Annotated in this window: 21 protein-coding genes; 6 read left to right on the forward strand and 15 right to left on the reverse strand. The window is 58.7% G+C overall.

The annotated features are described in order from the left end of the window. Positions 1-44: 44 nt before the first annotated feature. The 12 genes from atpE to rpmH form a co-directional block, all read right to left on the reverse strand. Entirely contained in the window at positions 45-302 is a 258-nt protein-coding gene (gene atpE, locus ACMTA2_RS01250; protein ID WP_003097235.1) for a F0F1 ATP synthase subunit C, read from the reverse strand. A 131-nt stretch (positions 303-433) separates the two neighbouring features. Continuing rightward, a complete protein-coding gene (atpB, locus tag ACMTA2_RS01255; protein ID WP_003207096.1) occupies positions 434-1,303 on the reverse strand; it encodes a F0F1 ATP synthase subunit A in 870 nt (289 codons plus the stop codon). A 16-nt stretch (positions 1,304-1,319) separates the two neighbouring features. Continuing rightward, the gene (locus ACMTA2_RS01260; protein WP_053126821.1) at positions 1,320-1,727 is read right to left on the reverse strand and encodes a F0F1 ATP synthase subunit I; all 408 of its coding nucleotides are present in this window, start codon (positions 1,725-1,727) and stop codon (positions 1,320-1,322) included. A gap of 148 nt (positions 1,728-1,875) precedes the next feature. After that, on the reverse strand, positions 1,876-2,748 hold the full coding sequence (locus ACMTA2_RS01265) for a ParB/RepB/Spo0J family partition protein (RefSeq protein ID WP_053126822.1): 873 nt from the start codon (positions 2,746-2,748) through the stop codon (positions 1,876-1,878). A gap of 9 nt (positions 2,749-2,757) precedes the next feature. Next, positions 2,758-3,555, reverse strand: a complete 798-nt coding sequence (locus ACMTA2_RS01270) for a ParA family protein (RefSeq protein ID WP_003207100.1) — start codon at positions 3,553-3,555, stop codon at positions 2,758-2,760. A gap of 18 nt (positions 3,556-3,573) precedes the next feature. After that, complete coding sequence (gene rsmG, locus ACMTA2_RS01275; RefSeq protein WP_413795761.1) at positions 3,574-4,209, reverse strand: 16S rRNA (guanine(527)-N(7))-methyltransferase RsmG; 636 nt, start codon at positions 4,207-4,209, stop codon at positions 3,574-3,576. A 5-nt stretch (positions 4,210-4,214) separates the two neighbouring features. Beyond that, entirely contained in the window at positions 4,215-6,107 is a 1,893-nt protein-coding gene (gene mnmG, locus ACMTA2_RS01280; protein WP_413793393.1) for a tRNA uridine-5-carboxymethylaminomethyl(34) synthesis enzyme MnmG, read from the reverse strand. Between the two features lie 566 nt (positions 6,108-6,673). Continuing rightward, a complete protein-coding gene (mnmE, locus tag ACMTA2_RS01285) occupies positions 6,674-8,044 on the reverse strand; it encodes a tRNA uridine-5-carboxymethylaminomethyl(34) synthesis GTPase MnmE (protein ID WP_413793394.1) in 1,371 nt (456 codons plus the stop codon). A 79-nt stretch (positions 8,045-8,123) separates the two neighbouring features. Continuing rightward, positions 8,124-9,806: a membrane protein insertase YidC gene (yidC, locus tag ACMTA2_RS01290; RefSeq protein WP_413793395.1), complete on the reverse strand. Its 1,683-nt coding sequence runs from the start codon at positions 9,804-9,806 to the stop codon at positions 8,124-8,126. Between the two features lie 2 nt (positions 9,807-9,808). Continuing rightward, entirely contained in the window at positions 9,809-10,054 is a 246-nt protein-coding gene (gene yidD, locus ACMTA2_RS01295; RefSeq protein WP_010465488.1) for a membrane protein insertion efficiency factor YidD, read from the reverse strand. After that, entirely contained in the window at positions 10,047-10,448 is a 402-nt protein-coding gene (rnpA, locus tag ACMTA2_RS01300) for a ribonuclease P protein component (RefSeq protein ID WP_003207107.1), read from the reverse strand. Before rnpA ends, yidD begins: the two co-directional genes overlap by 8 nt. A 16-nt stretch (positions 10,449-10,464) precedes the next feature. Further along, positions 10,465-10,599: a 50S ribosomal protein L34 gene (gene rpmH / locus ACMTA2_RS01305; RefSeq protein ID WP_003213577.1), complete on the reverse strand. Its 135-nt coding sequence runs from the start codon at positions 10,597-10,599 to the stop codon at positions 10,465-10,467. Between the two features lie 566 nt (positions 10,600-11,165). Between rpmH and dnaA the strand changes: the two genes are divergently transcribed. The 5 genes from dnaA to gabP all read left to right on the forward strand — a co-directional run bounded on the left by dnaA (position 11,166) and on the right by gabP (position 19,077). Then, positions 11,166-12,692, forward strand: a complete 1,527-nt coding sequence (gene dnaA / locus ACMTA2_RS01310) for a chromosomal replication initiator protein DnaA (RefSeq protein ID WP_413793396.1) — start codon at positions 11,166-11,168, stop codon at positions 12,690-12,692. Between the two features lie 39 nt (positions 12,693-12,731). Further along, the gene (dnaN, locus tag ACMTA2_RS01315; RefSeq protein ID WP_003196145.1) at positions 12,732-13,835 is read left to right on the forward strand and encodes a DNA polymerase III subunit beta; all 1,104 of its coding nucleotides are present in this window, start codon (positions 12,732-12,734) and stop codon (positions 13,833-13,835) included. Positions 13,836-13,855: 20 nt separating this feature from the next. Next, positions 13,856-14,959: a DNA replication/repair protein RecF gene (recF, locus tag ACMTA2_RS01320; protein ID WP_003196148.1), complete on the forward strand. Its 1,104-nt coding sequence runs from the start codon at positions 13,856-13,858 to the stop codon at positions 14,957-14,959. Positions 14,960-14,964: 5 nt separating this feature from the next. Next, complete coding sequence (gene gyrB / locus ACMTA2_RS01325; RefSeq protein ID WP_413793397.1) at positions 14,965-17,382, forward strand: DNA topoisomerase (ATP-hydrolyzing) subunit B; 2,418 nt, start codon at positions 14,965-14,967, stop codon at positions 17,380-17,382. Positions 17,383-17,682: 300 nt separating this feature from the next. Beyond that, positions 17,683-19,077 carry a GABA permease gene (gene gabP / locus ACMTA2_RS01330; RefSeq protein WP_413793398.1) on the forward strand — a complete coding sequence of 465 codons (1,395 nt, stop codon included), beginning with the start codon at positions 17,683-17,685 and terminating at the stop codon, positions 19,075-19,077. A 149-nt stretch (positions 19,078-19,226) separates the two neighbouring features. Here the strand turns inward: gabP and ACMTA2_RS01335 are convergent, their stop codons facing one another. Further along, the gene (locus tag ACMTA2_RS01335) at positions 19,227-19,961 is read right to left on the reverse strand and encodes a response regulator transcription factor (RefSeq protein WP_413793399.1); all 735 of its coding nucleotides are present in this window, start codon (positions 19,959-19,961) and stop codon (positions 19,227-19,229) included. Positions 19,962-20,178: 217 nt separating this feature from the next. On the opposite strand from ACMTA2_RS01335, the gene ACMTA2_RS01340 reads away from it, so the two are divergent. Continuing rightward, positions 20,179-21,693 (forward strand): sensor histidine kinase, encoded by a 1,515-nt coding sequence (locus tag ACMTA2_RS01340; RefSeq protein WP_413793400.1) that lies wholly within the window; start codon positions 20,179-20,181, stop codon positions 21,691-21,693. A 169-nt stretch (positions 21,694-21,862) separates the two neighbouring features. Here the strand turns inward: ACMTA2_RS01340 and ACMTA2_RS01345 are convergent, their stop codons facing one another. Together ACMTA2_RS01345 and gmhB are read right to left on the reverse strand one after the other, a co-directional pair. Next, positions 21,863-22,642 carry a lysophospholipid acyltransferase family protein gene (locus ACMTA2_RS01345; RefSeq protein WP_413793401.1) on the reverse strand — a complete coding sequence of 260 codons (780 nt, stop codon included), beginning with the start codon at positions 22,640-22,642 and terminating at the stop codon, positions 21,863-21,865. Positions 22,643-22,722: 80 nt separating this feature from the next. Beyond that, positions 22,723-23,256, reverse strand: a complete 534-nt coding sequence (gene gmhB / locus ACMTA2_RS01350) for a D-glycero-beta-D-manno-heptose 1,7-bisphosphate 7-phosphatase (protein WP_413793402.1) — start codon at positions 23,254-23,256, stop codon at positions 22,723-22,725. Positions 23,257-23,258: the final 2 nt, after the last annotated feature.

Consider the following 23,258-nt stretch of genomic DNA (forward strand, 5'->3'; position numbering starts at 1 on the left):
GTTACGTTGTCCATCACACCAATCTACTCGAGACATCCGAGTAATTAGCCAGCGATTTGACCAACGAACGGGTTCGCAAAGGTGAAGAACAGCGCGATACCAACACCGATCATGGTCACGGCGTCGAGCAGACCGGCCACGATGAACATTTTGACTTGCAGCATTGGAACCATTTCTGGCTGACGCGCTGCGCCTTCCAGGAACTTGCCGCCCAACAGGCCGAAACCAATTGCGGTACCCAGTGCGCCCAGGCCGATCAACAGTGCAACAGCGATAGCGGTTAGACCAACTACAGTTTCCATCTTTCCTCCCGACTTTTACGTCGTATGGTTTAGGTTTTTTAGATTAAAGCGGTAAAACAAATCGTTTCTCAGCCCGGATCGGGCTCCTTCCCGTTTGACCGGGAAGGACATCAGACTAGTCGAGACTGGCCTTAATGGTTTTCTTCGTGCGCCATCGACAGGTAGACGATGGTCAGCATCATGAAGATGAACGCCTGCAGGGTGATGATCAGGATGTGGAACACAGCCCACGCCCACTGCAGAACTACACCCAGGCCGCTGAGCCACAGCAGGCCGCTGCCGAACATCACAGCGATCAGGATGAACACCAGTTCGCCGGCATACATGTTGCCGAACAGACGCAGTGCCAGGGAAATCGGCTTGGCGATCAGGGTCACGAATTCGAGCAGGAAGTTCACCGGGATCAGCAGGGCCTGAACGAGGATGTTCTTGCTGCCGAACGGGTGCAGGGTCAGTTCGCCGATGAAGCCGCCGATGCCCTTGACCTTGATGCTGTAGAAAATGATCAGTGCGAAGACCGAGAAGGCCATGCCCAGGGTGGCGTTCGGGTCGGTGGTCGACACGGCGCGGAATGGGATGTGGTGGTCACCGGAGATCAGGATGGCCAGCTGAGGAATCCAGTCGACCGGTACCAGGTCGACGGCGTTCATCAGGAACACCCAGACGAAGATGGTCAGTGCCAGCGGTGCGATCACCGGGCTACGGCCATGGAAGCTGTCTTTCACGCTGCCATCGACGAATTCGACCAGTACTTCAACGAAGTTCTGCAGTGCACCAGGTTGACCGGAAGTCGCCTTCTTAGCCGCCATGCGGAAAAGAAGAACGAAGATCAGGCCCAGTGCGACCGACCAGCCGAGGGTATCGACGTGGAAAGCCCAGAAGCCCATTTCCTTGGCTTCTGCTGCGGTGTGGGCGAAGCCCCAGCCGCCGTTGGGTAGCTGACCGAAGGTCAGGTTCTGCAAGTGGTGCTGGATATAGCCCGAAGCGGTTGTCTCTGCCATGGTTGCCTCAAACGCCCTAAGGTCTCGAAAGTCTTGTTCTCATTAGCAGGGGAGCGAACCAGCTGACCAGTTGGGTCAGCACGAAGACGCCGAATACAGCCAGCGGCGCCAATGGCTTCACACCTGCGAACGTCAATGCAAACAGCACTGCCGTCAAAATCAGTTTCCCCGCCTCGCCGGCATAAAAAGACCGGACGATAGCCTGGGCTGCTCGGGCGCCGGAAAACCGAAAGGCCCTGTGAGCGAAGTAAATATTGGGAAGCAAGGCTATCAGGCCTCCGCAAAGTCCTGAGTATCCGGCGACGACTCCCTTCCATTGCCAGAGCGCCAATGTGGCGATCAGTACGACGGTGAATTGAGCCATCAGAACCGGGAAAACTGCCAGACGATGGAACGGCAAGCGGTTTGGCGTGCGGGTTTCCATCGCTTCTGCTCTCCAATAGTCGGCCGCCATAATTCAATAACTTGGCATAATTTGTGCCGACAAAATGCGCGCAGAGTATAGGGGCGGTTCTGCCCCTATTCAACTGTCAGGTAGTGATTTCCGACTGCGCGCTACAAGAGCAATTGTTTCAGCGAATGTGCGCAAGGACACCTTGCAACTCATCGAGGGAGTTATAACCAATCACCAATTGGCCCTTGCCCTTCTTTCCGTGGCGAATCTGCACCGCAGAGCCCAGGCGCTCGGCCAGGCGTTGTTCCAGGCGGGCGATATCCGGATCGGGTTTGGGGGCCTCGACAGGGGCCGGTTTGCCACTGAGCCACTGGCGAACCAGTGCCTCGGTCTGGCGCACAGTGAGGCCGCGTGCGACAACATGTCGCGCCCCTTCAACCTGTTGATTTTCCGGTAAACCGAGCAATGCCCGGGCATGACCCATTTCCAGGTCGCCATGGGACAACATGGTCTTGATGACTTCCGGTAACGCAATCAGGCGCAGCAGGTTGGCCACGGTCACGCGGGACTTGCCCACCGCCTCGGCAACCTGTTGCTGGGTCAGCTGGAATTCCTGCTGCAAGCGCTGCAGGGCCACGGCTTCCTCGATCGGGTTGAGGTCTTCACGCTGGATGTTCTCGATCAACGCCATGGCGATGGCCGTTTCATCCGGTACATCACGGACCATTGCCGGTATGGTTTCCTGGCCGGCCTGCTGGCTGGCGCGCCAACGACGTTCGCCAGCGATGATCTCGAAGCGGCCATTGGCGATCGGCCGGACCACGATCGGCTGCATCACGCCCTGGCTCTTGATCGACTGGGCCAATTCTTCCAGCGCCTGCGGGTCCATGTCCCGGCGCGGCTGGTATTTGCCGCGCTGGATCAGATCCAGGGGCAGGTGCTGCAACTCGCGCTGGTCGGCCTGCACGGCCTGTTCTTCCAGCGAGCTGACGGTCGGACCGCTGAGCAATGCATCCAGTCCACGTCCGAGACCTCGTTTCTTGACGGCCATGGGGTTTCCTTAAGTTGGCTGGGCTGCAGCGGTACGTGGGTTGCGACGCTGGCGGCGAACCATCTCGCCCGCCAGGGCCAGGTAAGCCAGCGCACCACGGGATTGTTTGTCGTAGGCCAGGGCCGGCATGCCGTAGCTCGGCGCTTCGGCCAGACGGATGTTGCGCGGGATGACGGTGTCGTAGAGCTGCTCGCCGAAATGCTCCTTGAGCTGGGCCGAGACATCGTTCATCAGGCTCAGGCGCGGGTCGTACATGGTCCGCAACAAGCCTTCGACCTTCAGGTCCGGGTTCAGCAGTTCGGCGATGCGCTTGATGTTATCCACAAGGTCGCTCAACCCTTCCAGGGCAAAGTACTCGCACTGCATGGGGATAATCACCCCATCGGCGGCCACCAGGGCGTTGAGGGTCAACATCGATAGCGATGGCGGGCAGTCGATCAGGATGTAATCGTAGTTTTCCCGGATCGGCGCCAAGGCGCTGCGCAGGCGGCTTTCCTTCATCTGCATTTCCAGCAGCACTACTTCGGCCGCCGTCAGGTCACGGTTGGCCGGCAGCAGTTGATAACCGCCGTGTTCGGAGAAGTGCATGGCCTGGCCCAGATCGCATTCGCCGATCAGGACGTCGTAGATGGAGTTTTCCAGGCCATGCTTATCCACACCGCTGCCCATGGTGGCGTTGCCCTGTGGATCGAGATCGATCAACAGCACCCGTCGCTTGGTCGCAACCAGGGATGCTGCGAGGTTGATACAGGTGGTGGTCTTGCCCACACCACCTTTCTGGTTCGCTATCGCGAATACCTTAGCCATTCTTGCTTGTGTTCCCAATCATGCCGTGCGGCGCAGTATCAGCAGATGGCGTTGGCCTTGGCAACCGGGTACGGCCAAGGCGTGTTCGCTATCGAGGTGGAAGTCTGCCGGCAATGCTACCAGCTCATCGGCCGGATGAACGCCCTTCATTGCCAGCCAGCGCGTATCGGCATCGCCCAGGTGGCGAGTCCAGTTGCTGAAGTTCTCCATGCTGCTGAACGCCCGGGAGATGATCCCGTTGAACGGCTCGGCTGGCTGGAACGCTTCGACGCGGCTGTGGATAACTTGCAGGTTATCCAGTTTGAGTTCGAGTTTGACCTGGGTCAGGAAGCGGGTTTTCTTGCCGTTGCTGTCCAGGCAGGTCACTTGCGAGTCGGGAAACAGGACCGCCAACGGGATGCCCGGCATGCCACCGCCACTGCCAACATCCAGCCAACGACCGTTTTCGATGAAGGACATGACGCTGAGGCTGTCGAGCAAATGCCGCGAGACCATTTCATCCGGATCGCGCACGGCGGTCAGGTTGTAAGCCTTGTTCCATTTGATCAACAGCGCCAGATAACCCAGCAATTGCGCGTGCTGGGCTTCGGTCAGGCTGACGCCGAGCTGACGGGCACCTGTGGATAACTCTTCAGCGTGTTGCGAGGTGACCATCGAACTCAAGCGCTTTGCTCCAACTGGCGGCCCGCGCCGCGTTTTTTCAAATGAATCATCAACAGGGAAATCGCCGCTGGCGTGACGCCGGGAATGCGCGAGGCTTGGCCCAGGGTCTCTGGACGAGTCGCTCCGAGCTTGCTCTGGATTTCTTTCGACAACCCGGAAATGCCGGTGTAGTCGATATCCACAGGTAGCCTGGTGTCTTCGCTGGCGCGCAGACGGGCGATTTCGTCTTGCTGGCGATCGATGTAGCCGGCGTATTTGGTCTTGATCTCGACCTGTTCGGCCACCTGCGGATCTTCCGCCCCCTGGCCAGTCACTTCCACCAGCCCGGCGTAATCGATTTCCGGACGGCTCAAGAGGTTGAGCAGGTTGTATTCGTGGGTCAACGGCGTACCGAATTTCGCGGCAATGGCATCGCCCTGCTCGGTACCGGGACGAACCCAGGTGCTTTTCAGGCGCTGCTCTTCCAGCTCGATACTCTCGCGTTTCTTGCAGAACGCGGCCCAGCGCACGTCGTCCACCAGTCCCAACTCGCGACCTTTCTCGGTCAGGCGCAGGTCGGCGTTGTCTTCCCGCAGAATCAGGCGATATTCGGCGCGGGATGTGAACATCCGATACGGTTCCTGGGTACCCAGGGTAATCAGGTCGTCCACCAGCACACCGATGTAGGCCTCATCGCGACGCGGACACCAGCTGTCTTTGCCCTGGGCGCGCAGTGCCGCGTTGGCTCCGGCCAACAATCCCTGGGCGCCGGCCTCTTCGTAGCCGGTGGTGCCGTTGATCTGCCCGGCGAAGAACAGGCCGCCGATGACCTTTGTTTCCAGGCTGTACTTCAGGTCACGGGGGTCGAAATAGTCGTATTCGATGGCGTAGCCCGGACGAACGATGTGGGCGTTCTCCATGCCGCGAATCGATTGCACGATCTGCAGTTGCACATCGAACGGCAGGGACGTGGAAATGCCGTTCGGGTACAGCTCGTGTGTGGTCAGGCCTTCCGGCTCGATGAAGACCTGGTGGCTTTCCTTGTCGGCAAAGCGATGGATCTTGTCTTCGATCGACGGGCAATAACGCGGGCCGATGCCTTCGATCACGCCGGAATACATCGGCGAACGATCCAGGTTGGCGGCAATGATTTCGTGGGTGCGGGCGTTGGTGTGGGTGATCCAGCAGCTCACTTGTTTCGGGTGCTGCTCTTTCGACCCCATGAACGACATCACTGGAATCGGGGTATCACCCGGTTGTTCGGTCATCACCGAAAAATCCACAGACCGACCATCGATACGCGGTGGCGTGCCGGTTTTCAACCGACCAACGCGCAGCGGCAACTCACGCAGGCGTTGGGCCAGGGCGATTGACGGTGGATCACCGGCGCGGCCACCGGAATAGTTTTGCATGCCGATGTGGATAAGTCCGCCGAGGAAGGTCCCGGTGGTCAACACCACGGCATCGGCGAAGAAACGCAGGCCCATTTGCGTGACGACACCGCGCACTTGGTCCTGCTCGACGATCAGGTCATCGGCCGCTTGTTGAAATATCCACAGGTTCGGCTGGTTTTCCAGGATTTCACGGACAGCGGCCTTGTACAGGACTCGGTCGGCCTGGGCGCGAGTAGCGCGCACGGCTGGGCCTTTGCGGCTGTTCAATACGCGAAACTGGATACCCCCTTTATCGGTGGCCATGGCCATCGCGCCCCCAAGGGCATCGATTTCCTTGACCAGATGGCTTTTGCCGATGCCACCAATGGCAGGGTTGCAGCTCATGGCACCGAGGGTTTCCACGTTATGCGTCAGCAACAGGGTCTTTGCCCCCATGCGTGCTGATGCAAGTGCTGCCTCGGTACCGGCATGACCGCCGCCGATGACGATCACTTCAAAACGGGAAGGGAAATCCACCACGCACCTCGTGCCTGCTTTATTCAGGTAATTCGGAAATAGGTTTTGAGTCTGGCCCTGGGCGTTTTTCGAGCCAGGTCGGCAAGTATAGGGACTTCGCCCTTTCTAAAGAACCCTTTGCACAAAATTTAACCAACTGTGGAGAACTCGCGGTTAAAAAAATAAAAAAGAAAGAAATTTATAAAATCTTTGTTTTTATGTTTATTCTTACTGCCCAACCTTTCTGTGGATAACGTTCTGTATCCCTTTATTTACAATGTGTACAGAGATTCAAAACCCTGTGGTCATGTGGCATTGAGGGGGTTGGATAACCGGTGTAAGCCTGTGGATGAATGAGGTGGTTATCCACAGAGGCCGTTATCTTCAGTTTTGAAGGGGGTTTATCAACTGACCTCAGTGGCAGTTATTCACAGGGCTTAATCCACAGAAATCAGCTGCCACCGGACGGCGGCAGCGCCCACAGGCAAGCCGCCATCAAGGGCAATCTGTTAAAAAAGAGAGGAGTAACCAGGTCTGCGGTGTGCTCGATAGGCTTTCGAGGGACAAACCTGGCTGTGAAGGCGGGGCTATTTACCGATACAGAAGCTGGAAAAGATTCGGCCCAGCAAGTCATCGGAGCTGAAGGCGCCGGTAATTTCCCCCAGGGACTGTTGTGCCTGGCGCAAGTCTTCGGCCAACAGCTCGCCAGCCCCCGCCAAGGTCAGTTGCGCACGACCATGCTCCAAGGCCGCACTGGCATGGCGCAACGCTTCAAGGTGTCGCCGTCGAGCGCTGAAGCTGCTTTCCGAGGTCTGCTCGTAGCCCATGCAGGCCTTGAGGTGCTCGCGCAGCAATTCCAGGCCTTCACCCGCCGATTTCGCGCTCAGGCTGATGGTCACGTGACCGTCAGCGCTGACTTCGAGGGCAATCGCTTCCCCGGTCAGGTCGGCCTTGTTGCGAATCAGGGTAACTTTCGCGGGATCCGGGCGGACCTCGAGGAATTCGGGCCACAAGGCAAAGGGATCGTCCGCTTCCGGTGCGGTGGCATCCACCACCAGCAAAACCCGATCGGCTTCACCGATGGCCTTGAGTGCCCGTTCGACGCCGATTTTCTCCACCTGGTCATCGGTATCGCGCAAACCGGCAGTATCCACCACGTGCAGGGGCATGCCGTCGATGTGGATATGTTCACGGAGGATGTCCCGGGTGGTGCCGGCAATCTCAGTGACGATCGCCGCTTCGCGGCCGGCCAAGGCATTCAGCAGGCTGGATTTGCCGGCATTCGGTCGCCCAGCGATGACCACGGTCATTCCATCGCGTAGCAAGGCCCCCTGCCCGGCTTCGCGCAGTACTGTGGATAACTCATCGCGGACTTTATCGAGCATGCTCAGCACGTGGCCATCGGCGAGGAAGTCGATTTCCTCTTCGGGGAAATCAATCGCGGCCTCGACGTAAATCCGCAGGCCGATCAATTGTTCGGTGAGGTTATGCACACGCTGGGAAAACGCCCCTTGCAAGGAGCGCAATGCGTTGCGGGCGGCTTGGGCAGAACTGGCTTCGATCAAATCGGCAATCGCCTCGGCCTGGGCCAGGTCGAGTTTGTCGTTGAGGAACGCCCGTTCGCTGAATTCCCCCGGCCGAGCCAGGCGGCAACCCAGTTCGAGGCAACGCTTGAGCAGCATGTCCAGCACGATGGGGCCACCGTGACCTTGCAACTCAAGCACGTCTTCGCCGGTGAACGAATTCGGTCCCGGGAAATACAAGGCCAGGCCTTCGTCGAGCACCTGCTGGTCACTACTGAAAAACGGGCCGTAATGCGCAAACCGCGGCTTGAGTTCACGACCGCTGATGGCCTTGGCCGCGACACTGGCCAAGGGGCCCGAAATACGGACGATGCCGACACCCCCGCGACCTTGGGCGGTGGCAACGGCGGCGATGGTTTCACGCGGTGCGCTCATAAACCGGTATCCAGACAAAAGTGGCAGATAGCAAAACGCCCCACTAGGGGGCGTTTTGTGTGGTTATCCACAGAGCAAGTTACGCCTCGGCTTTTTTCGTCGCCGCTTCGATCTTACGCGTGATGTACCACTGCTGAGTGATGGACAACACGTTGTTCACAACCCAGTACAGCACAAGACCTGCCGGGAACCACAGGAAGAAGAAGGTGAAGATGATTGGCATCATTTTCATGACCTTCGCCTGCATCGGGTCCGGAGGCGTTGGGTTCAACTGCTGCTGGATGAACATGGTCGCGCCCATGATGATCGGCAGGATGAAGAACGGATCCTTGATCGACAGGTCGGTAATCCACAACATGAACGGTGCCTGACGCATCTCCACGCTTTCCAGCAGAACCCAGTAAAGCGCGAGGAACACTGGCATCTGCACAAGAATTGGCAAGCAACCACCCAGCGGGTTGATCTTCTCTTTCTTGTACAGCTCCATCATGGCCTGGGACATTTTCTGCCGGTCATCGCCATGTTGCTCTTTCAGCGCGGCCAGTTTCGGGGCCACAGCGCGCATGCGAGCCATGGATTTGTAGCTGGCGGCCGACAATGGGAAGAACAGACCCTTGATCAGCATGGTCAGGAAAATGATCGACCAGCCCCAGTTACCGACGATGCTGTGGATATGTTGCAGCAGCCAGAAGATCGGCTGGGCAATGAACCACAGGAAACCGTAGTCCACGGTCAGTTCCAGGCCTGGGGACAACTCTTTCAAGACCGCCTGGCTTTTCGGACCGGCATACAGAATGGCGCTGGTTTCGGCTTTGGCACCTGGCGCGGCAGTCAATGTCGGGCCGGTGTAGCCGATGATGAAGTTGCCCTTGCTGTCTTTACGCGTCTGGACAACGTTGCTGTCGCCTTTCTGCGGGATCCATGCTGTTACAAAGTAGTGCTGCAGCCAGGCAACCCAACCACCTTGGACGGTTTCCTTGAGCGGGCCCTTGTCCATGTCCTTCATGGACACTTTCTTGTACGGTTCCGAACTTGTCCACAGGGCGGCGCCCAGGTAAGTCGCGGTGCCGGTGGCCGTGCTGGAGGAAGGATCGTCGCTGGCGTCACGCTTGAGTTGGGCGAACATCGCGCCGGACCAAGGCTGGGCGCTCTGGTTGTCGATCAGGTAAGAGACGGTTACGTCATACAGGCCACGTTTCAAGGTGAAACGCTTGATGTAGTTGACGCCATCCTTGCTGAACTTCAGGTCCACGACCAGTTGGTCCTGACCTTCAGCCAGTTGATAAGTCTTCTTCTCGGCCGAGTAGACCGGGCGACCGGCCGGGTTCGAATCCGGGCCGTTGGTACCGATCAGGCCACTTTGGGCCAGATAGGTGCGCTCGTTACCGTTGTCGAACAACTGGAACGGGATTTCCGGATGATCCTGGCGACGCGGGTACAGCGGCAGCTTCAGCTGGGCGACGTCACCACCTTGTGGATCGATTGCCAGCTCGAGCACGTCCGTCTTGATCTGAATGAGATCTTTGCTTACGGCCACTGGGGCTTCGGCGGGAGCGCTGGTATCGCTTGCCGCGCGCGGGATGTCGTCATTGTTGACAGCGTTGTTGCCAACGGGAGCATCCGGCAGGCTCGGTGCGGTATTGCTGGCTGCAACATTCTGAGTCGGCAAGGCAGCCTGGCCATAGTCCTGGTTCCATTTAAGGACCATGACATAGGACACGATTGCCAGGGCGACGATCAGGATCGTGCGTTTGATATCCATGATTACTCGGCCATCGAAGAAGAACGGGAGGTAGGGATAGGCGGAACCGGGTCATAACCGCCGGGATTCCACGGATGACAGCGACCTAAACGACGAAAGGTCAGCCAGCCACCGCGCAGGAGACCATGATTTTCTATGGCTTCGTACGCGTAGCAGGAACAACTGGGGTAGAAACGACAGTGACTGGCCATCAAAGGACTAATGGCGTAGCGATAAAACTGGATCGGAACGAGTGCCAGTTTACGCATCGGGACTGTCTACCCCTACAGTTTCGGTGTTGACTGCTGGTACTGGCTTGTTGCGTGCCAGACGCTTCCAGAGCTTGCCGAAATGCTGAATCAATTCGGGGTTTTCTACGTCACCCAAACCTTTGCGCGCGACGATAACAATGTCCCATCCAACCAGTGAATCCTGGTTCAGGCGAAACGATTCGCGCATCAGACGTTTGAGGCGATTGCGCTGAACGGAGAGCTTGACGCTCTTTTTCCCGATAACCAGCCCTAGGCGGGGGTGATCGAGATCGTTGCTGCGCGCAAGGAGCAGGAGATTTTTCCCCGGAACCTTGCCGGTAGGGGAGTCAAAGACCGCCTTGAAATGCCGGGGTGTAAGCAGACGCTTTTCCCGACTGAAGTCCTGACTCACCTCCAGTGCCGGATTATCAAACTGCCAGACGCGCACGACCTTTGGCGCGACGACGCGACAGGACGGCACGACCGTTCTTGGTAGCCATGCGAGCACGGAAACCGTGGGTACGAGCGCGTTTGATAGTGCTTGGTTGGAAAGTACGTTTCATGTCGTGTTACCTGGTTCGTCCACAACGGGCCGGAATGGCCCCCGTTTTAAGAGACCGGGGATTCTAGAGAAAGCAAGCCTCTAGGTCAATTTCCAACCAGCGTTTCCTTTAAATAGATATCCAGCCGCTTCGAGGGATTGCTCACACGCCGGTAGATATAGAAATAAAGAAGGGAATTATTTAAAGCTTTTCTGTAAAGCTTATAAAAGCAAGTGCGTCGCCTGTCTGTGGATAACCATGCCAAGGCCTTGTAATCCGCCATGTACAGAGAATGACAACTAGGCGGGAAAGCAGTGACCAGCCTGTGCTGCACTGTCGGATAAGCTGTGGGTGGAATGCATGGTTATCCACAGGATGGTTATCCACCGAGTTTCACCCCCACTTGTACAACGACCTCAGGAGCAGTTATCCACAGAGCTTATCCACTGACCGCTGGTCGTCTTTCTCAGGCTTAACGCATTGATAAATCATGGGCGATGAGCAACCTGCGTGTGGATAAGTGCACGTCCGCTCGCTACAATGGCCGCTTGTTTTTGCCTCACCGGCTTTCAACTTAGGGGATATCCGTGTCAGTGGAACTTTGGCAGCAGTGCGTGGAGCTTTTGCGCGAGGAGCTGCCTGCCCAACAATTCAACACTTGGATCCGTCCACTACAGGTCGAAGCCGAAGGCGACGAGTTGCGTGTCTATGCACCGAACCGTTTCGTTCTCGACTGGGTCAACGAAAAGTACCTGGGGCGGGTCATGGAACTGCTCGACGAGCATGGCAATGGCATGGCGCCTGCGTTGTCCTTATTAATAGGCAGCAAACGCAGCTCGGCACCCCGCGCCGCCCCCAATGCGCCGCTCGCCGCCGCCGCGTCACAGGCCCAGCAGGCAGCCCCGGCACCGGTCAACAACCATGCCGCTCCGGCTCCCGCGTCTGCCCCGAGCAAGCGCAACACACAAAAAGTTGCCGAAGTCAGCGAAGAACCTTCGCGGGACAGCTTCGACCCCATGGCCGGCGCCAGCTCCCAGCAGGCTCCGGTGCGGGCCGAACAGCGCACCGTCCAGGTAGAAGGCGCGCTCAAGCACACCAGCTACCTGAACCGGACCTTCACCTTCGAGAATTTCGTCGAAGGTAAATCCAACCAACTGGCCCGTGCGGCGGCCTGGCAGGTTGCGGACAACCCCAAGCACGGCTATAACCCACTCTTCCTTTACGGCGGTGTAGGCTTGGGTAAGACCCACTTGATGCACGCCGTGGGCAACCACCTGCTCAAGAAGAACCCGAATGCCAAGGTCGTGTACCTGCATTCCGAGCGTTTCGTGGCCGACATGGTCAAGGCGCTGCAACTGAACGCCATCAACGAGTTCAAGCGCTTCTACCGTTCGGTGGACGCCTTGCTGATCGACGATATTCAGTTCTTCGCCCGCAAGGAGCGTTCCCAGGAAGAGTTTTTCCACACCTTCAACGCATTGCTCGAAGGCGGGCAGCAGGTCATTCTTACCAGTGACCGTTACCCGAAAGAGATCGAAGGCCTCGAGGAACGCCTCAAGTCGCGTTTCGGCTGGGGCCTGACGGTGGCCGTCGAGCCGCCGGAGCTGGAAACCCGGGTCGCGATCCTGATGAAGAAAGCCGACCAGGCCAAGGTCGAGCTGCCTCACGACGCCGCATTCTTCATCGCACAGCGTATTCGCTCCAACGTGCGTGAGCTCGAAGGTGCCCTCAAGCGGGTGATCGCTCACTCGCACTTCATGGGCCGCGACATCACCATCGAGTTGATTCGTGAATCCTTGAAGGACTTGTTGGCGCTTCAGGACAAATTGGTTTCTGTGGATAACATTCAGCGAACCGTTGCGGAATACTACAAAATCAAGATTTCCGACCTGCTGTCCAAACGCCGTTCGCGTTCGGTAGCCCGTCCGCGTCAGGTGGCCATGGCCCTGTCCAAGGAACTGACCAACCACAGCCTGCCGGAAATCGGTGATGTGTTTGGTGGACGGGACCACACCACCGTGCTGCACGCCTGCCGCAAGATCAACGAACTTAAGGAATCCGACGCGGACATCCGCGAGGACTACAAGAACCTGCTGCGTACACTGACCACTTGATGACCACCAGCGCAGCTTATTAAGGCAAGGGACTAGACCATGCATTTCACCATTCAACGCGAAGCCCTGTTGAAACCCCTGCAACTGGTCGCAGGCGTCGTCGAACGCCGCCAGACCTTGCCGGTACTTTCCAACGTGCTGCTGGTTGTCGAAGGCCAGCAATTGTCGCTGACCGGTACCGACCTGGAAGTCGAGCTGGTCGGTCGTGTGCAACTGGAGGAGCCGGCCGATCCGGGTTCCATCACCGTGCCCGCGCGCAAGCTGATGGACATCTGCAAGAGCCTGCCCAACGATGCGCTGATCGACATCAAGGTCGATGAGCAGAAGCTCGTGGTCAAGGCTGGTCGCAGCCGCTTCACCTTGTCCACGCTGCCGGCCAACGATTTCCCAACCGTTGAAGAAGGTCCGGGCTCGCTGACCTGCAGCCTGGATCAAAGCAAGCTGCGTCGCCTGATCGAGCGCACCAGTTTCGCCATGGCCCAGCAGGACGTGCGTTATTACCTCAACGGCATGCTCCTGGAAGTGTCCGCCGGGGTCATCCGTGCGGTCGCCACCGACGGCCACCGACTGGCCATGTGCTCGATGCAGGCCGATATCGGTCAACCGGATCGCCATCAGGTGATCGTGCCGCGTAAAGGTATCCTGGAGTTGGCCCGCCTGCTGACCGAGCCGGATGGCAACGTCAGCATCGTACTGGGCCAGCACCATATCCGTGCCACCACCGGCGAGTTCACCTTCACGTCGAAGCTGGTGGACGGCAAGTTCCCGGATTACGAACGCGTGCTGCCAAAAGGTGGCGACAAGCTGGTATTGGGCGATCGCCAAGCACTGCGCGAAGCCTTCAGCCGTACCGCGATCCTGTCCAACGAGAAGTACCGCGGCATTCGTTTGCAACTGGCCAACGGTCAGCTGAAGATCCAGGCGAACAACCCGGAACAGGAAGAAGCGGAAGAAGAAGTAGGCGTTGAATACAACGGCGGCTCCCTGGAAATCGGCTTCAACGTCAGCTACCTGCTCGACGTGTTGGGCGTGATGACCACCGAGCAAGTGCGTCTGATCCTGTCTGACTCCAACAGCAGTGCGCTGGTGCAAGAGTCCGATAACGACGATTCGGCTTACGTCGTCATGCCGATGCGTCTGTAATCATGCCCAGCAGAAGCTAGATGTCCTTAAGTCGCGTCTCGGTCACCGCGGTGCGCAATCTGCACCCGGTGACCTTCTCCCCTTCCCCCCGCATCAATATCCTTTACGGCGCCAACGGCAGCGGCAAAACCAGCGTCCTGGAAGCCGTGCACCTGCTTGGGCTTGCCCGTTCGTTTCGCAGCACCCGCTTGTTACCGGTGATCCAGTACGATCAACTGGCGTGTACGGTGTTTGGGCAGGTGGAACTGGCGGAAGGCGGTCATAGCGCCTTGGGGATATCCCGTGACCGGCAAGGCGAGTTCCAGATTCGTATTGATGGGCAGAACGCTCGCAGTGCCGCGCAACTGGCCGAGATCCTGCCATTGCAGTTGATCAACCCGGACAGCTTCCGTCTGTTGGAAGGCGCACCGAAGATTCGCCGGCAATTTCTCGACTGGGGCGTGTTCCACGTGGAACCGCGCTTCATGACGACTTGGCAGCGCTTGCAGAAGGCGCTGCGCCAGCGAAACTCTTGGCTGCGACATGGTACACTTGACGCCGTTTCGCAAGCGGTTTGGGACAGGGAGCTGTGCCAGGCCAGCGCTGAAATCGATGAATACCGCCGCGCTTACATCAAAGCCTTGAAACCGGTCTTCGAGCAGACCTTGAGCGAACTGGTTGAGCTTGAGGGCCTGACGCTCAGCTATTACCGAGGCTGGGACAAGGACCGGGAACTGAGTACCGTGCTGGCCGGCTCGCTGCAGCGGGACCAGCAAATGGGTCATACCCAGGCTGGACCACAACGCGCTGACCTGCGCCTCAGATTGGGCGCACATAACGCCGCGGACATCTTGTCCCGGGGGCAGCAGAAGTTGGTGGTGTGTGCCTTGCGTATCGCCCAGGGGCACCTGGTCAGCCAGGCCCGGCGTGGTCAGTGTATTTATCTGGTGGATGACTTGCCGTCCGAGCTGGACGAAGCGCACCGTCGCGCGCTGTGCCGCTTGCTGGAAGACTTACGCTGCCAGGTGTTCATCACCTGTGTAGACCACGAATTATTGAGGGAAGGCTGGCAGACGGAAACGCCAGTCGCCCTGTTCCACGTGGAACAGGGCCGTATCACCCAGACCCACGACCATCGGGAGTGAAGGCATTGAGCGAAGAAAATACGTACGACTCAACGAGCATTAAAGTGCTGAAAGGCCTGGATGCCGTACGCAAACGTCCCGGTATGTACATTGGTGACACCGACGATGGCAGCGGTCTGCACCACATGGTGTTCGAGGTGGTCGACAACTCCATCGACGAAGCCCTCGCCGGCCATTGCGACGACATCAGCATCATCATCCACCCGGATGAGTCCATCACCGTTCGCGACAACGGCCGTGGCATCCCAGTGGACGTGCACAAGGAGGAAGGCGTTTCCGCCGCCGAGGTCATCATGACCGTCCTCCACGCTGGTGGTAAGTTCGACGATAACTCCTACAAGGTCTCCGGCGGTCTGCACGGCGTAGGTGTATCGGTGGTGAACGCACTGTCCGAAGAACTGGTCCTGACCGTTCGCCGCAGTGGCAAGATCTGGGAACAGACCTATGTCCACGGCGTACCTCAGGCACCGATGGCCATCGTTGGCGACAGCGAGACCACCGGCACCCAGATCCACTTCAAGGCATCGAGCGAAACCTTCAAGAACATCCACTTCAGCTGGGACATCCTGGCCAAGCGGATTCGTGAACTGTCCTTCCTCAACTCCGGTGTCGGCATCGTCCTCAAGGACGAGCGCAGCGGCAAGGAAGAACTGTTCAAGTACGAAGGTGGCCTGCGTGCGTTCGTTGAGTACCTGAACACCAACAAGACCGCGGTCAACCAGGTGTTCCACTTCAACGTCCAGCGTGAAGACGGCATCGGCGTGGAAATCGCCCTGCAGTGGAACGACAGCTTCAACGAGAACCTGTTGTGCTTCACCAACAACATTCCGCAGCGCGACGGTGGTACCCACCTGGTGGGCTTCCGTTCGGCGCTGACCCGTAACCTGAACAACTACATCGAACAGGAAGGCCTGGCGAAGAAGCATAAAGTCGCCACCACCGGTGACGATGCCCGCGAAGGCCTGACGGCGATCATTTCGGTGAAAGTGCCGGATCCGAAGTTCAGTTCCCAGACCAAGGACAAGCTGGTGTCTTCCGAAGTGAAGACCGCGGTCGAGCAGGAAATGGGCAAGTACTTCTCCGACTTCCTGCTGGAGAACCCGAACGAAGCCAAGCTGGTGGTCGGCAAGATGATCGACGCCGCCCGTGCCCGTGAAGCGGCGCGCAAGGCCCGTGAGATGACCCGCCGCAAAGGCGCGCTGGACATCGCCGGCCTGCCGGGCAAACTGGCCGACTGCCAGGAAAAGGACCCTGCCCTGTCCGAGCTGTACCTCGTGGAAGGTGACTCTGCTGGCGGTTCCGCCAAGCAGGGCCGCAACCGTCGCACCCAGGCCATCCTGCCGCTCAAGGGCAAGATCCTCAACGTCGAGAAGGCGCGCTTCGACAAGATGATTTCCTCTCAGGAAGTCGGCACCTTGATCACCGCGCTGGGCTGCGGCATTGGCCGCGAAGAGTACAACATCGACAAGCTGCGCTATCACAACATCATCATCATGACCGATGCTGACGTCGACGGTTCGCACATCCGTACCCTGCTGCTGACCTTCTTCTTCCGTCAGTTGCCGGAGCTGATCGAGCGCGGCTACATCTACATCGCCCAGCCGCCGTTGTACAAGGTCAAGAAAGGCAAGCAAGAGCAATACATCAAAGACGACGACGCCATGGAAGAGTACATGACGCAGTCGGCCCTGGAAGACGCGAGCCTGCACCTGAACGAAGATGCCCCGGGCATTTCCGGTGAAGCCCTCGAGCGCCTGGTCAACGACTTCCGCCTGGTGATGAAGACCCTCAAGCGCCTGTCGCGCCTGTACCCACAGGAACTGACCGAGCACTTCATCTACCTGCCGGCCGTGAGCCTGGAGCAACTGTCCGATCACGCTGCGATGCAGGACTGGCTGGCCCAGTACGAAGTACGCTTGCGCACCGTCGAAAAATCCGGCCTGGTCTACAAAGCCAGCCTGCGCGAAGACCGTGAACGTAACGTCTGGCTGCCGGAGGTCGAGCTGATCTCCCACGGTCTGTCGAACTACGTCACCTTCAACCGCGACTTCTTCGGCAGCAACGACTACAAGACCGTTGTTTCCCTCGGCGCGCAGTTGAGCACGCTGCTGGACGAAGGTGCGTACATCCAACGTGGTGAGCGCAAGAAGTCCGTGACCGAGTTCAAGGAAGCGCTGGAATGGCTGATGGCGGAAAGCACCAAGCGCCACACCATCCAGCGATACAAAGGTCTGGGTGAAATGAACCCGGATCAGTTGTGGGAAACCACCATGGACCCGGGCTCGCGTCGCATGCTGAAGGTCACCATCGAAGACGCCATTGGCGCGGATCAGATCTTCAACACCCTGATGGGTGATGCGGTCGAGCCTCGTCGTGACTTCATCGAGAGCAATGCGTTGGCGGTATCCAACCTGGATTTCTGATCCTTCGGCAGCACCCGCTCCAACAAAAAGCCAACGCTCATGCGTTGGCTTTTTTTTACGATTGAAAATTGCTGCCTCCCTTCGACCCGCTCTTTCATGCACGGGTAACGAGGTAACATCCTGGCACAAAGCCTTCATTCTCAATGGGTTAGCAATCTTAGGAGAGCCCCGGATGACGGGCACCTCACCTTTTCTGGCGCAAAACTTGCGTGTTTAATAAATTACACATCGTTTCTTTAAATTGACAGAAGCGATGGGTCGAGGTGGTACGAATCAATCCAAATGCCAAGGAACGTCTCAATGAGCGGTACGCAAACTTCCGATAATCTGGAACAGGGGCTCAAGCCCCGTCATGTGACGATGCTTTCCATCGCCGGTGTGATTGGCGCCGGTCTGTTCGTCGGCTCCGGTCATGCGATCGCCGCGGCCGGCCCGGCTGTGCTGCTGGCCTACGCTGCCGCGGGGGCCCTGGTGGTGCTGGTAATGCGGATGCTGGGTGAGATGGCGGTGGCGTCACCGGACACCGGCTCCTTCTCGACCTATGCGGACCGGGCGATTGGGCACTGGGCCGGTTTCACCATCGGCTGGCTCTACTGGTGGTTCTGGGTCCTGGTGATACCGCTGGAGGCCAACGCTGCCGCAACGATTCTGCATGCCTGGTTTCCGAACGTGGCGATCTGGCTCTTCACGCTCGTCATCACCCTGCTGCTGACGGTCACCAACCTGTTCAGCGTGAAAAATTACGGGGAGTTCGAATTCTGGTTCGCCTTGGTCAAGGTCGTGGCAATCATTGGCTTCATCGGTCTTGGTGTGATGGCGATCTTCGGCGTGCTGCCCACCAGCCAGGTCAGCGGTGTTTCGCATCTGTTCGACACTCAGGGCTTCCTGCCCAACGGTATGGGCGCGGTGCTGGGGGCGATCCTGACCACCATGTTTTCGTTCATGGGTACCGAGATCGTGACCATCGCGGCAGCTGAATCGAAGAACCCTGGCCAGCAGATTTCCAAGGCAACCAACTCAGTGATCTGGCGGATTGGTTTGTTCTACCTCGTCTCCATTTTCATCGTCGTCGCCCTGGTGCCGTGGAACGACCCGCTCCTGGCCAGCGTCGGTTCCTACCAGACAGTGCTGGAACGCATGGGCATCCCCAATGCCAAGCTGATCGTTGATATCGTGGTGCTGGTGGCGGTCACCAGTTGCCTGAACTCGGCACTGTATACGGCGTCGCGCATGATGTTCTCGTTGGGCAAGCGTGGCGATGCGCCGGCCGTTTCCCGGCGCACCAACAAGAGCGGTACACCGCACTGGGCGGTGATGTTGTCGACCGGGGCAGCCTTCCTGGCGGTGTTCGCCAACTACGTGGCACCGGCGGCGGTCTTCGAATTCCTGCTGGCCAGCTCCGGCGCGATCGCATTGCTGGTGTATCTGGTGATTGCGTTCTCGCAACTGCGCATGCGTAAACAACGCATGGCGCGTGGAGAAAAAATCGCCTTCAGCATGTGGCTGTTCCCGGGCCTGACCTATGCGGTGATCATTTTCATCGTCGCGGCCTTGACCATCATGTTGTTCCAGGAAGCCCACCGTGTGGAGATCCTGGCGACCGGCCTGCTGAGTGTCTTGGTGGTGGCATCCGGCGTGCTGGTACAGCGTCGCCGGATCGCAAAAGCAGGAAGCTTGGTACCGACGATCGGGTGATACTTGTTGTGGCGAGGGGATTTATCCCCGTTGGGCTGCGCAGCAGCCCTAAAGCAGCGAGCCCTATCTTCCAGGCACACCGAGTTGCCTGGTTGGGGCTGCCGCAGACCAGCGGGGATAAATCCCCTCGCCACGGATGTATCCAATACCTAACTCGCGACAGACGCTTCGCTCCCCGCCGCCACACTCTCCAACCGATACCCATACCCGTAGATCGTCAGCAATTGCCAGCCCCGATCCGCCGTCAGCCCGAGCTTGTTGCGCAGGCGATAGATGTGGGTATCGAGCGGGCGTGACGAGGTCATTTCCTCGTGGGTCCAGAAGCGTTCGTAGAAGTATTCCCGGGACAGCGGCCGGCCCAGGTTGGCGAACAGGCAACGGGCCAGGCGGTATTCCCGTTCTGTCAGGCTGATGGGGATGCCGGCGCGGGTGATGGTCAGCTCGGCGTCGTCGAATGCCAGGTCGTTGAACACCAATACGTCGCTGGTGGGCGCGCGCTGCAGGTTATGACGGCGCAATACGGCGGTGACCCGGGCCTTGAGCTCATTGGGCCTGAAGGGTTTGCTCACGTAGTCGTCGGCACCTGCGTTGAGGGCCTGGACGATGTCGTGCTCGCCGTCGCGGCTGGTCAGCATGATGGCGGCCGGAGGCGAATCCATGTGCTCGCGGGTCCAGCGCAGCAGCGAAAGCCCGCTGATGTCGGGCAACTGCCAGTCGAGGATCAACAAGTCGAAGGTTTCCCGGCGCAATTGCCGCAACAGGTCTTCGCCTCTGTCAAAGCTGTGCAGGGTCCAGGCTCGCTCGCTCCTGCCAGGGATTTGTTGCAGTGTCTGTTCTACCCGGCGCAGTTCGGCCGGTTCATCGTCCAGTATGGCGACACGCATGGAATGCGATTCCTTGATCTCGAGAATAACGGACATCTTCAGGTGGCAATGAAACGCCGCCAGGGGCTGATTCAGGGACCTGTCGCTGGCTGCGACAATACCGGCTCGCGGCACAGAGGGAAAGGCAGCAGCGCGCCACCCTTCGAGTTCGTTATAGTCGCGGGCTTGATGCAGGCCTGTGAAGAAACCCCAGTCCTTGAGTTTGGCCAGGAAGCCTATGAGTAACCAGCGTCGCCGTGAAAGTCGTGAGCCTACCCAAGTTCAGCGGTTGTTTCGACAATTGGTGCGGGAGTGGTTGTGGATAAGTCTGCTGCTATTGCCGCTGACGGCCTTGCTGTCCTTGAGCAGCCAATCCACGGGCAACCATTCGGGCGCCGCATTGTTGTCGGTGTGCCTGGTGGGGTGTGTATTGGGCTTGCTGCTGTTGCGCCCGCGCCTGGCCCTGTGGACAACGGTGGGCGGCATGAGCCTGGCCCTGTTGATCAGCGCCGTGCTGGGCGCGCGGGGGTGGTGGTGGTCGCCGATGGCCAGTGTGCTGGGGATCATGTTCGGCTACCTGATCTGGAATTGGCGGCGCTTGAGTGTGGTGTTGGCCTATTTCGGCTGGGAGCTGGCCCGCCTGGACGCGGAGCCCAAAGTCTTCCCGGAGCGTCGTCGAGCCTCCTACACCGGCGGCGATCGTTTGCAGGGCCAGATCATGGCCTTGGAACAAGCCATGAGCCGAACCCGCGACACCCGGCGCTTCATTGCCGACGGCCTGGAATACCTGCCCGTGGCGACCATGATCAGCGATCCCCAAGGCAAGCTGCTGCTCGGTAATCGCAAGGCGCGAGAATTGTTCGGCCGTGACCTGGCGGGTGGCGACCTGCTGGAACATCTTGGGCAACTGGGTTATCCAGGGTTGGAGCATGGGGGGCATCACCGCTTGTCCACGTTGCCTTTGGTGGAGTTTCGCGATTTTCGCGAGCGCTGCTTGCGCCTGGAACGGGCTGCGTTGTTGCCAGTTGATGGCGATGCGCCGATTGGCTGGTTGCTGAGCCTCACGGACCTGAGCGCTGAACGTGAGGCACAAGAGCAGCGCAGCGTCATGCTACGGTTCCTCTCCCATGATTTGCGCGCCCCTCATTCGGCGATCCTTGCGTTGCTCGATGTGCAGCGACACCAGGCGGGCGATCATCCGTTGTTCGACCAGATCGAGCGCCAGGTACGACGCGCCTTGGAGCTGACCGAGGGCTTCGTGCAATTGGCCAAGGCCGAGTCCGAGGCGTACCAATTCCAGCCGACGCTGTTCGCCATGCTGGTGCTGGACGTGCTCGACCAGGCGTTGCCCATCGCCCAGGCAAAGCGCATCCAGTTGGTCCATGAAATAGAGGATGAAGAGGCGATGGTGAGGGCGGATCAGTCGTTGTTGACCCGTGCCCTGTTCAATCTGCTGGAAAACGCCATCAAGTACAGTCCGCCCGGGGCCCGCATCTCCCTGCAGGTGCATTGCGCCTCGGGCTGGTTAGTCTGCAATGTCGCCGACCCAGGCAAGGGCATCAGCGCCGAAGAACTGCCGGATCTGTTCAGTCAGTACCGACGGTTTTCGTCGGCCCAGGGGGTCGATGGAATTGGCCTGGGCTTATCGATGGTCAAGGCCGTGGTGGATCATCACGAGGGGAAAATCGAATGCCGCAGCGTGGTAGGTCAGGGGACGACGTTCACTCTGCGCTTTCCGTTATTGGAAAGTTGAACAGATTGCAGCCTTCGGTAGCGCCTCAGGCTGCGATTTTGTGCTGCTATAAAAACTTATGCACCTGGCCGCGGGTTTTATGTGTTTAGGAAATATGTATTAAAAACATATACCTACAGCATAAAAACAACGGGTTTCGAAAAAACGGTACACAGGTTATCCACAGATATCAAACAGCAGCGTGTTCTGTGGGTACTTCTGCGACAGGACCGGGAGGAAGCGAGCCCATTTCCCGTTGTGTCTGTTCATTCCAGGCTTGTACGCGGTCGTTGAGCTCGGCGATGGCGCGGGGCCCCGTGCCTTCGGCATACATCGGCGCACCGATCACAACGGTGATGACCCCCGGTGTTCTGATCCAGCCCGCCTTGGGCCAGAATTTGCCGGCATTGTGTGCAATCGGCAACACCGGCAGGTTCGCGTTCACCGCCAATGCCGATCCGCTGCGGGAAAATTTGCCAACCGTCCCGTAAGGAACACGGGTGCCCTCGGGGAAGATCAGCACCCAGGTATTGTCCTTGAGCAGCTCGTCACCCTTTTTCGCCACTTGCTTGAGGGCCACTTTGGGGTTGTCGCGATCGATGGCAATCGGGCGCAGCATCGCCATGGCCCAGCCAAAGAACGGTACGAACAGCAGTTCACGCTTGAGGACCTGGCTCAACGGCTCGAAATAGGCCGAGAGAAAGAACGTCTCCCAGGTGCTCTGATGGTTGGACTGGATCACGCAGGGCCGGTCCGGCACGTTCTCGGCACCCTTCACCTCATAGCGGATACCCAGGAACACCTTGCTCAGCCACAGTGCGCAGCGGCACCAGTACACGTTGATGAAACGGTAGCGCGCCCTGAACGACAGAAAAGGCGCGATAAAAAAACTCAAGGAACACCACAACAAGGAACTGGTGCCCAACAGCAGGTAAAAGAGAAAGCTTCGGATGGCCTGCAATATCGACATAGCGGCGTTTACCGTTGCGGGCAATGCCCGCCTGTTCAAGCGCTTCCCGAACAGTCCTTGATCAGGATGTCTTGGGAGCTCTAATTGTGGATAAGTTCAGCGGCAATCGCCGCCAGGTCGTCAAAAATCAAGGTGCCCACCGGCAGGGTCTTGCCCAGAGTCTTCTCGCCTTTCCCGGTCTTTACCAAAACTGGCTGACAATCGACGGCCTTGGCCGCCTCCAGGTCACCGAGACTGTCACCGACGAACCACACACCTGCCAAGGCCACATCGTAATGCGCGGCAATGGTTTTCAACATGCCCGGCTTGGGTTTGCGGCAATCGCAGCCGTCGTCCGGCCCGTGTGGGCAATAGACGATCAAGCCGACTTCCCCGCCCTGCTCCGCCACCAGGGCGCGCAAGCGCTCATGCATGGCGTCCAGGACGGCGAGGTCATAATAACCGCGGGCAATGCCCGACTGGTTGGTGGCGACTGCCACCGTCCAGCCGGCCTTGCTCAACTGCGCGATGGCGTCGATCGAACCAGGCAGCGGCAACCACTCCTCCACCGATTTGATGTAAGCGTCGGAGTCGTGATTGATCACCCCGTCCCGATCGAGAATCAGCAGTTTCAAGC

Source organism: Pseudomonas medicaginis (assembly GCF_965119365.1).
Classification (GTDB): domain Bacteria; phylum Pseudomonadota; class Gammaproteobacteria; order Pseudomonadales; family Pseudomonadaceae; genus Aquipseudomonas.

What these genes read in the sequence shown, in the direction of transcription:
- atpE (WP_003097235.1), bottom strand. Translation starts at nt 302, where the DNA reads ATGGAAACTGTAGTTGGTCTAACCGCTATCGCTGTTGCACTGTTGATC.
- atpB (WP_003207096.1), bottom strand. Translation starts at nt 1,303, where the DNA reads ATGGCAGAGACAACCGCTTCGGGCTATATCCAGCACCACTTGCAGAAC.
- ACMTA2_RS01260 (WP_053126821.1), bottom strand. Translation starts at nt 1,727, where the DNA reads ATGGAAACCCGCACGCCAAACCGCTTGCCGTTCCATCGTCTGGCAGTT.
- ACMTA2_RS01265 (WP_053126822.1), bottom strand. Translation starts at nt 2,748, where the DNA reads ATGGCCGTCAAGAAACGAGGTCTCGGACGTGGACTGGATGCATTGCTC.
- ACMTA2_RS01270 (WP_003207100.1), bottom strand. Translation starts at nt 3,555, where the DNA reads ATGGCTAAGGTATTCGCGATAGCGAACCAGAAAGGTGGTGTGGGCAAG.
- rsmG (WP_413795761.1), bottom strand. Translation starts at nt 4,209, where the DNA reads ATGGTCACCTCGCAACACGCTGAAGAGTTATCCACAGGTGCCCGTCAG.
- mnmE (WP_413793394.1), bottom strand. Translation starts at nt 8,044, where the DNA reads ATGAGCGCACCGCGTGAAACCATCGCCGCCGTTGCCACCGCCCAAGGT.
- yidC (WP_413793395.1), bottom strand. Translation starts at nt 9,806, where the DNA reads ATGGATATCAAACGCACGATCCTGATCGTCGCCCTGGCAATCGTGTCC.
- yidD (WP_010465488.1), bottom strand. Translation starts at nt 10,054, where the DNA reads ATGCGTAAACTGGCACTCGTTCCGATCCAGTTTTATCGCTACGCCATT.
- rpmH (WP_003213577.1), bottom strand. Translation starts at nt 10,599, where the DNA reads ATGAAACGTACTTTCCAACCAAGCACTATCAAACGCGCTCGTACCCAC.
- dnaN (WP_003196145.1), top strand. Translation starts at nt 12,732, where the DNA reads ATGCATTTCACCATTCAACGCGAAGCCCTGTTGAAACCCCTGCAACTG.
- recF (WP_003196148.1), top strand. Translation starts at nt 13,856, where the DNA reads ATGTCCTTAAGTCGCGTCTCGGTCACCGCGGTGCGCAATCTGCACCCG.
- gabP (WP_413793398.1), top strand. Translation starts at nt 17,683, where the DNA reads ATGAGCGGTACGCAAACTTCCGATAATCTGGAACAGGGGCTCAAGCCC.
- ACMTA2_RS01335 (WP_413793399.1), bottom strand. Translation starts at nt 19,961, where the DNA reads ATGCGTGTCGCCATACTGGACGATGAACCGGCCGAACTGCGCCGGGTA.
- ACMTA2_RS01340 (WP_413793400.1), top strand. Translation starts at nt 20,179, where the DNA reads ATGAGTAACCAGCGTCGCCGTGAAAGTCGTGAGCCTACCCAAGTTCAG.
- ACMTA2_RS01345 (WP_413793401.1), bottom strand. Translation starts at nt 22,642, where the DNA reads ATGTCGATATTGCAGGCCATCCGAAGCTTTCTCTTTTACCTGCTGTTG.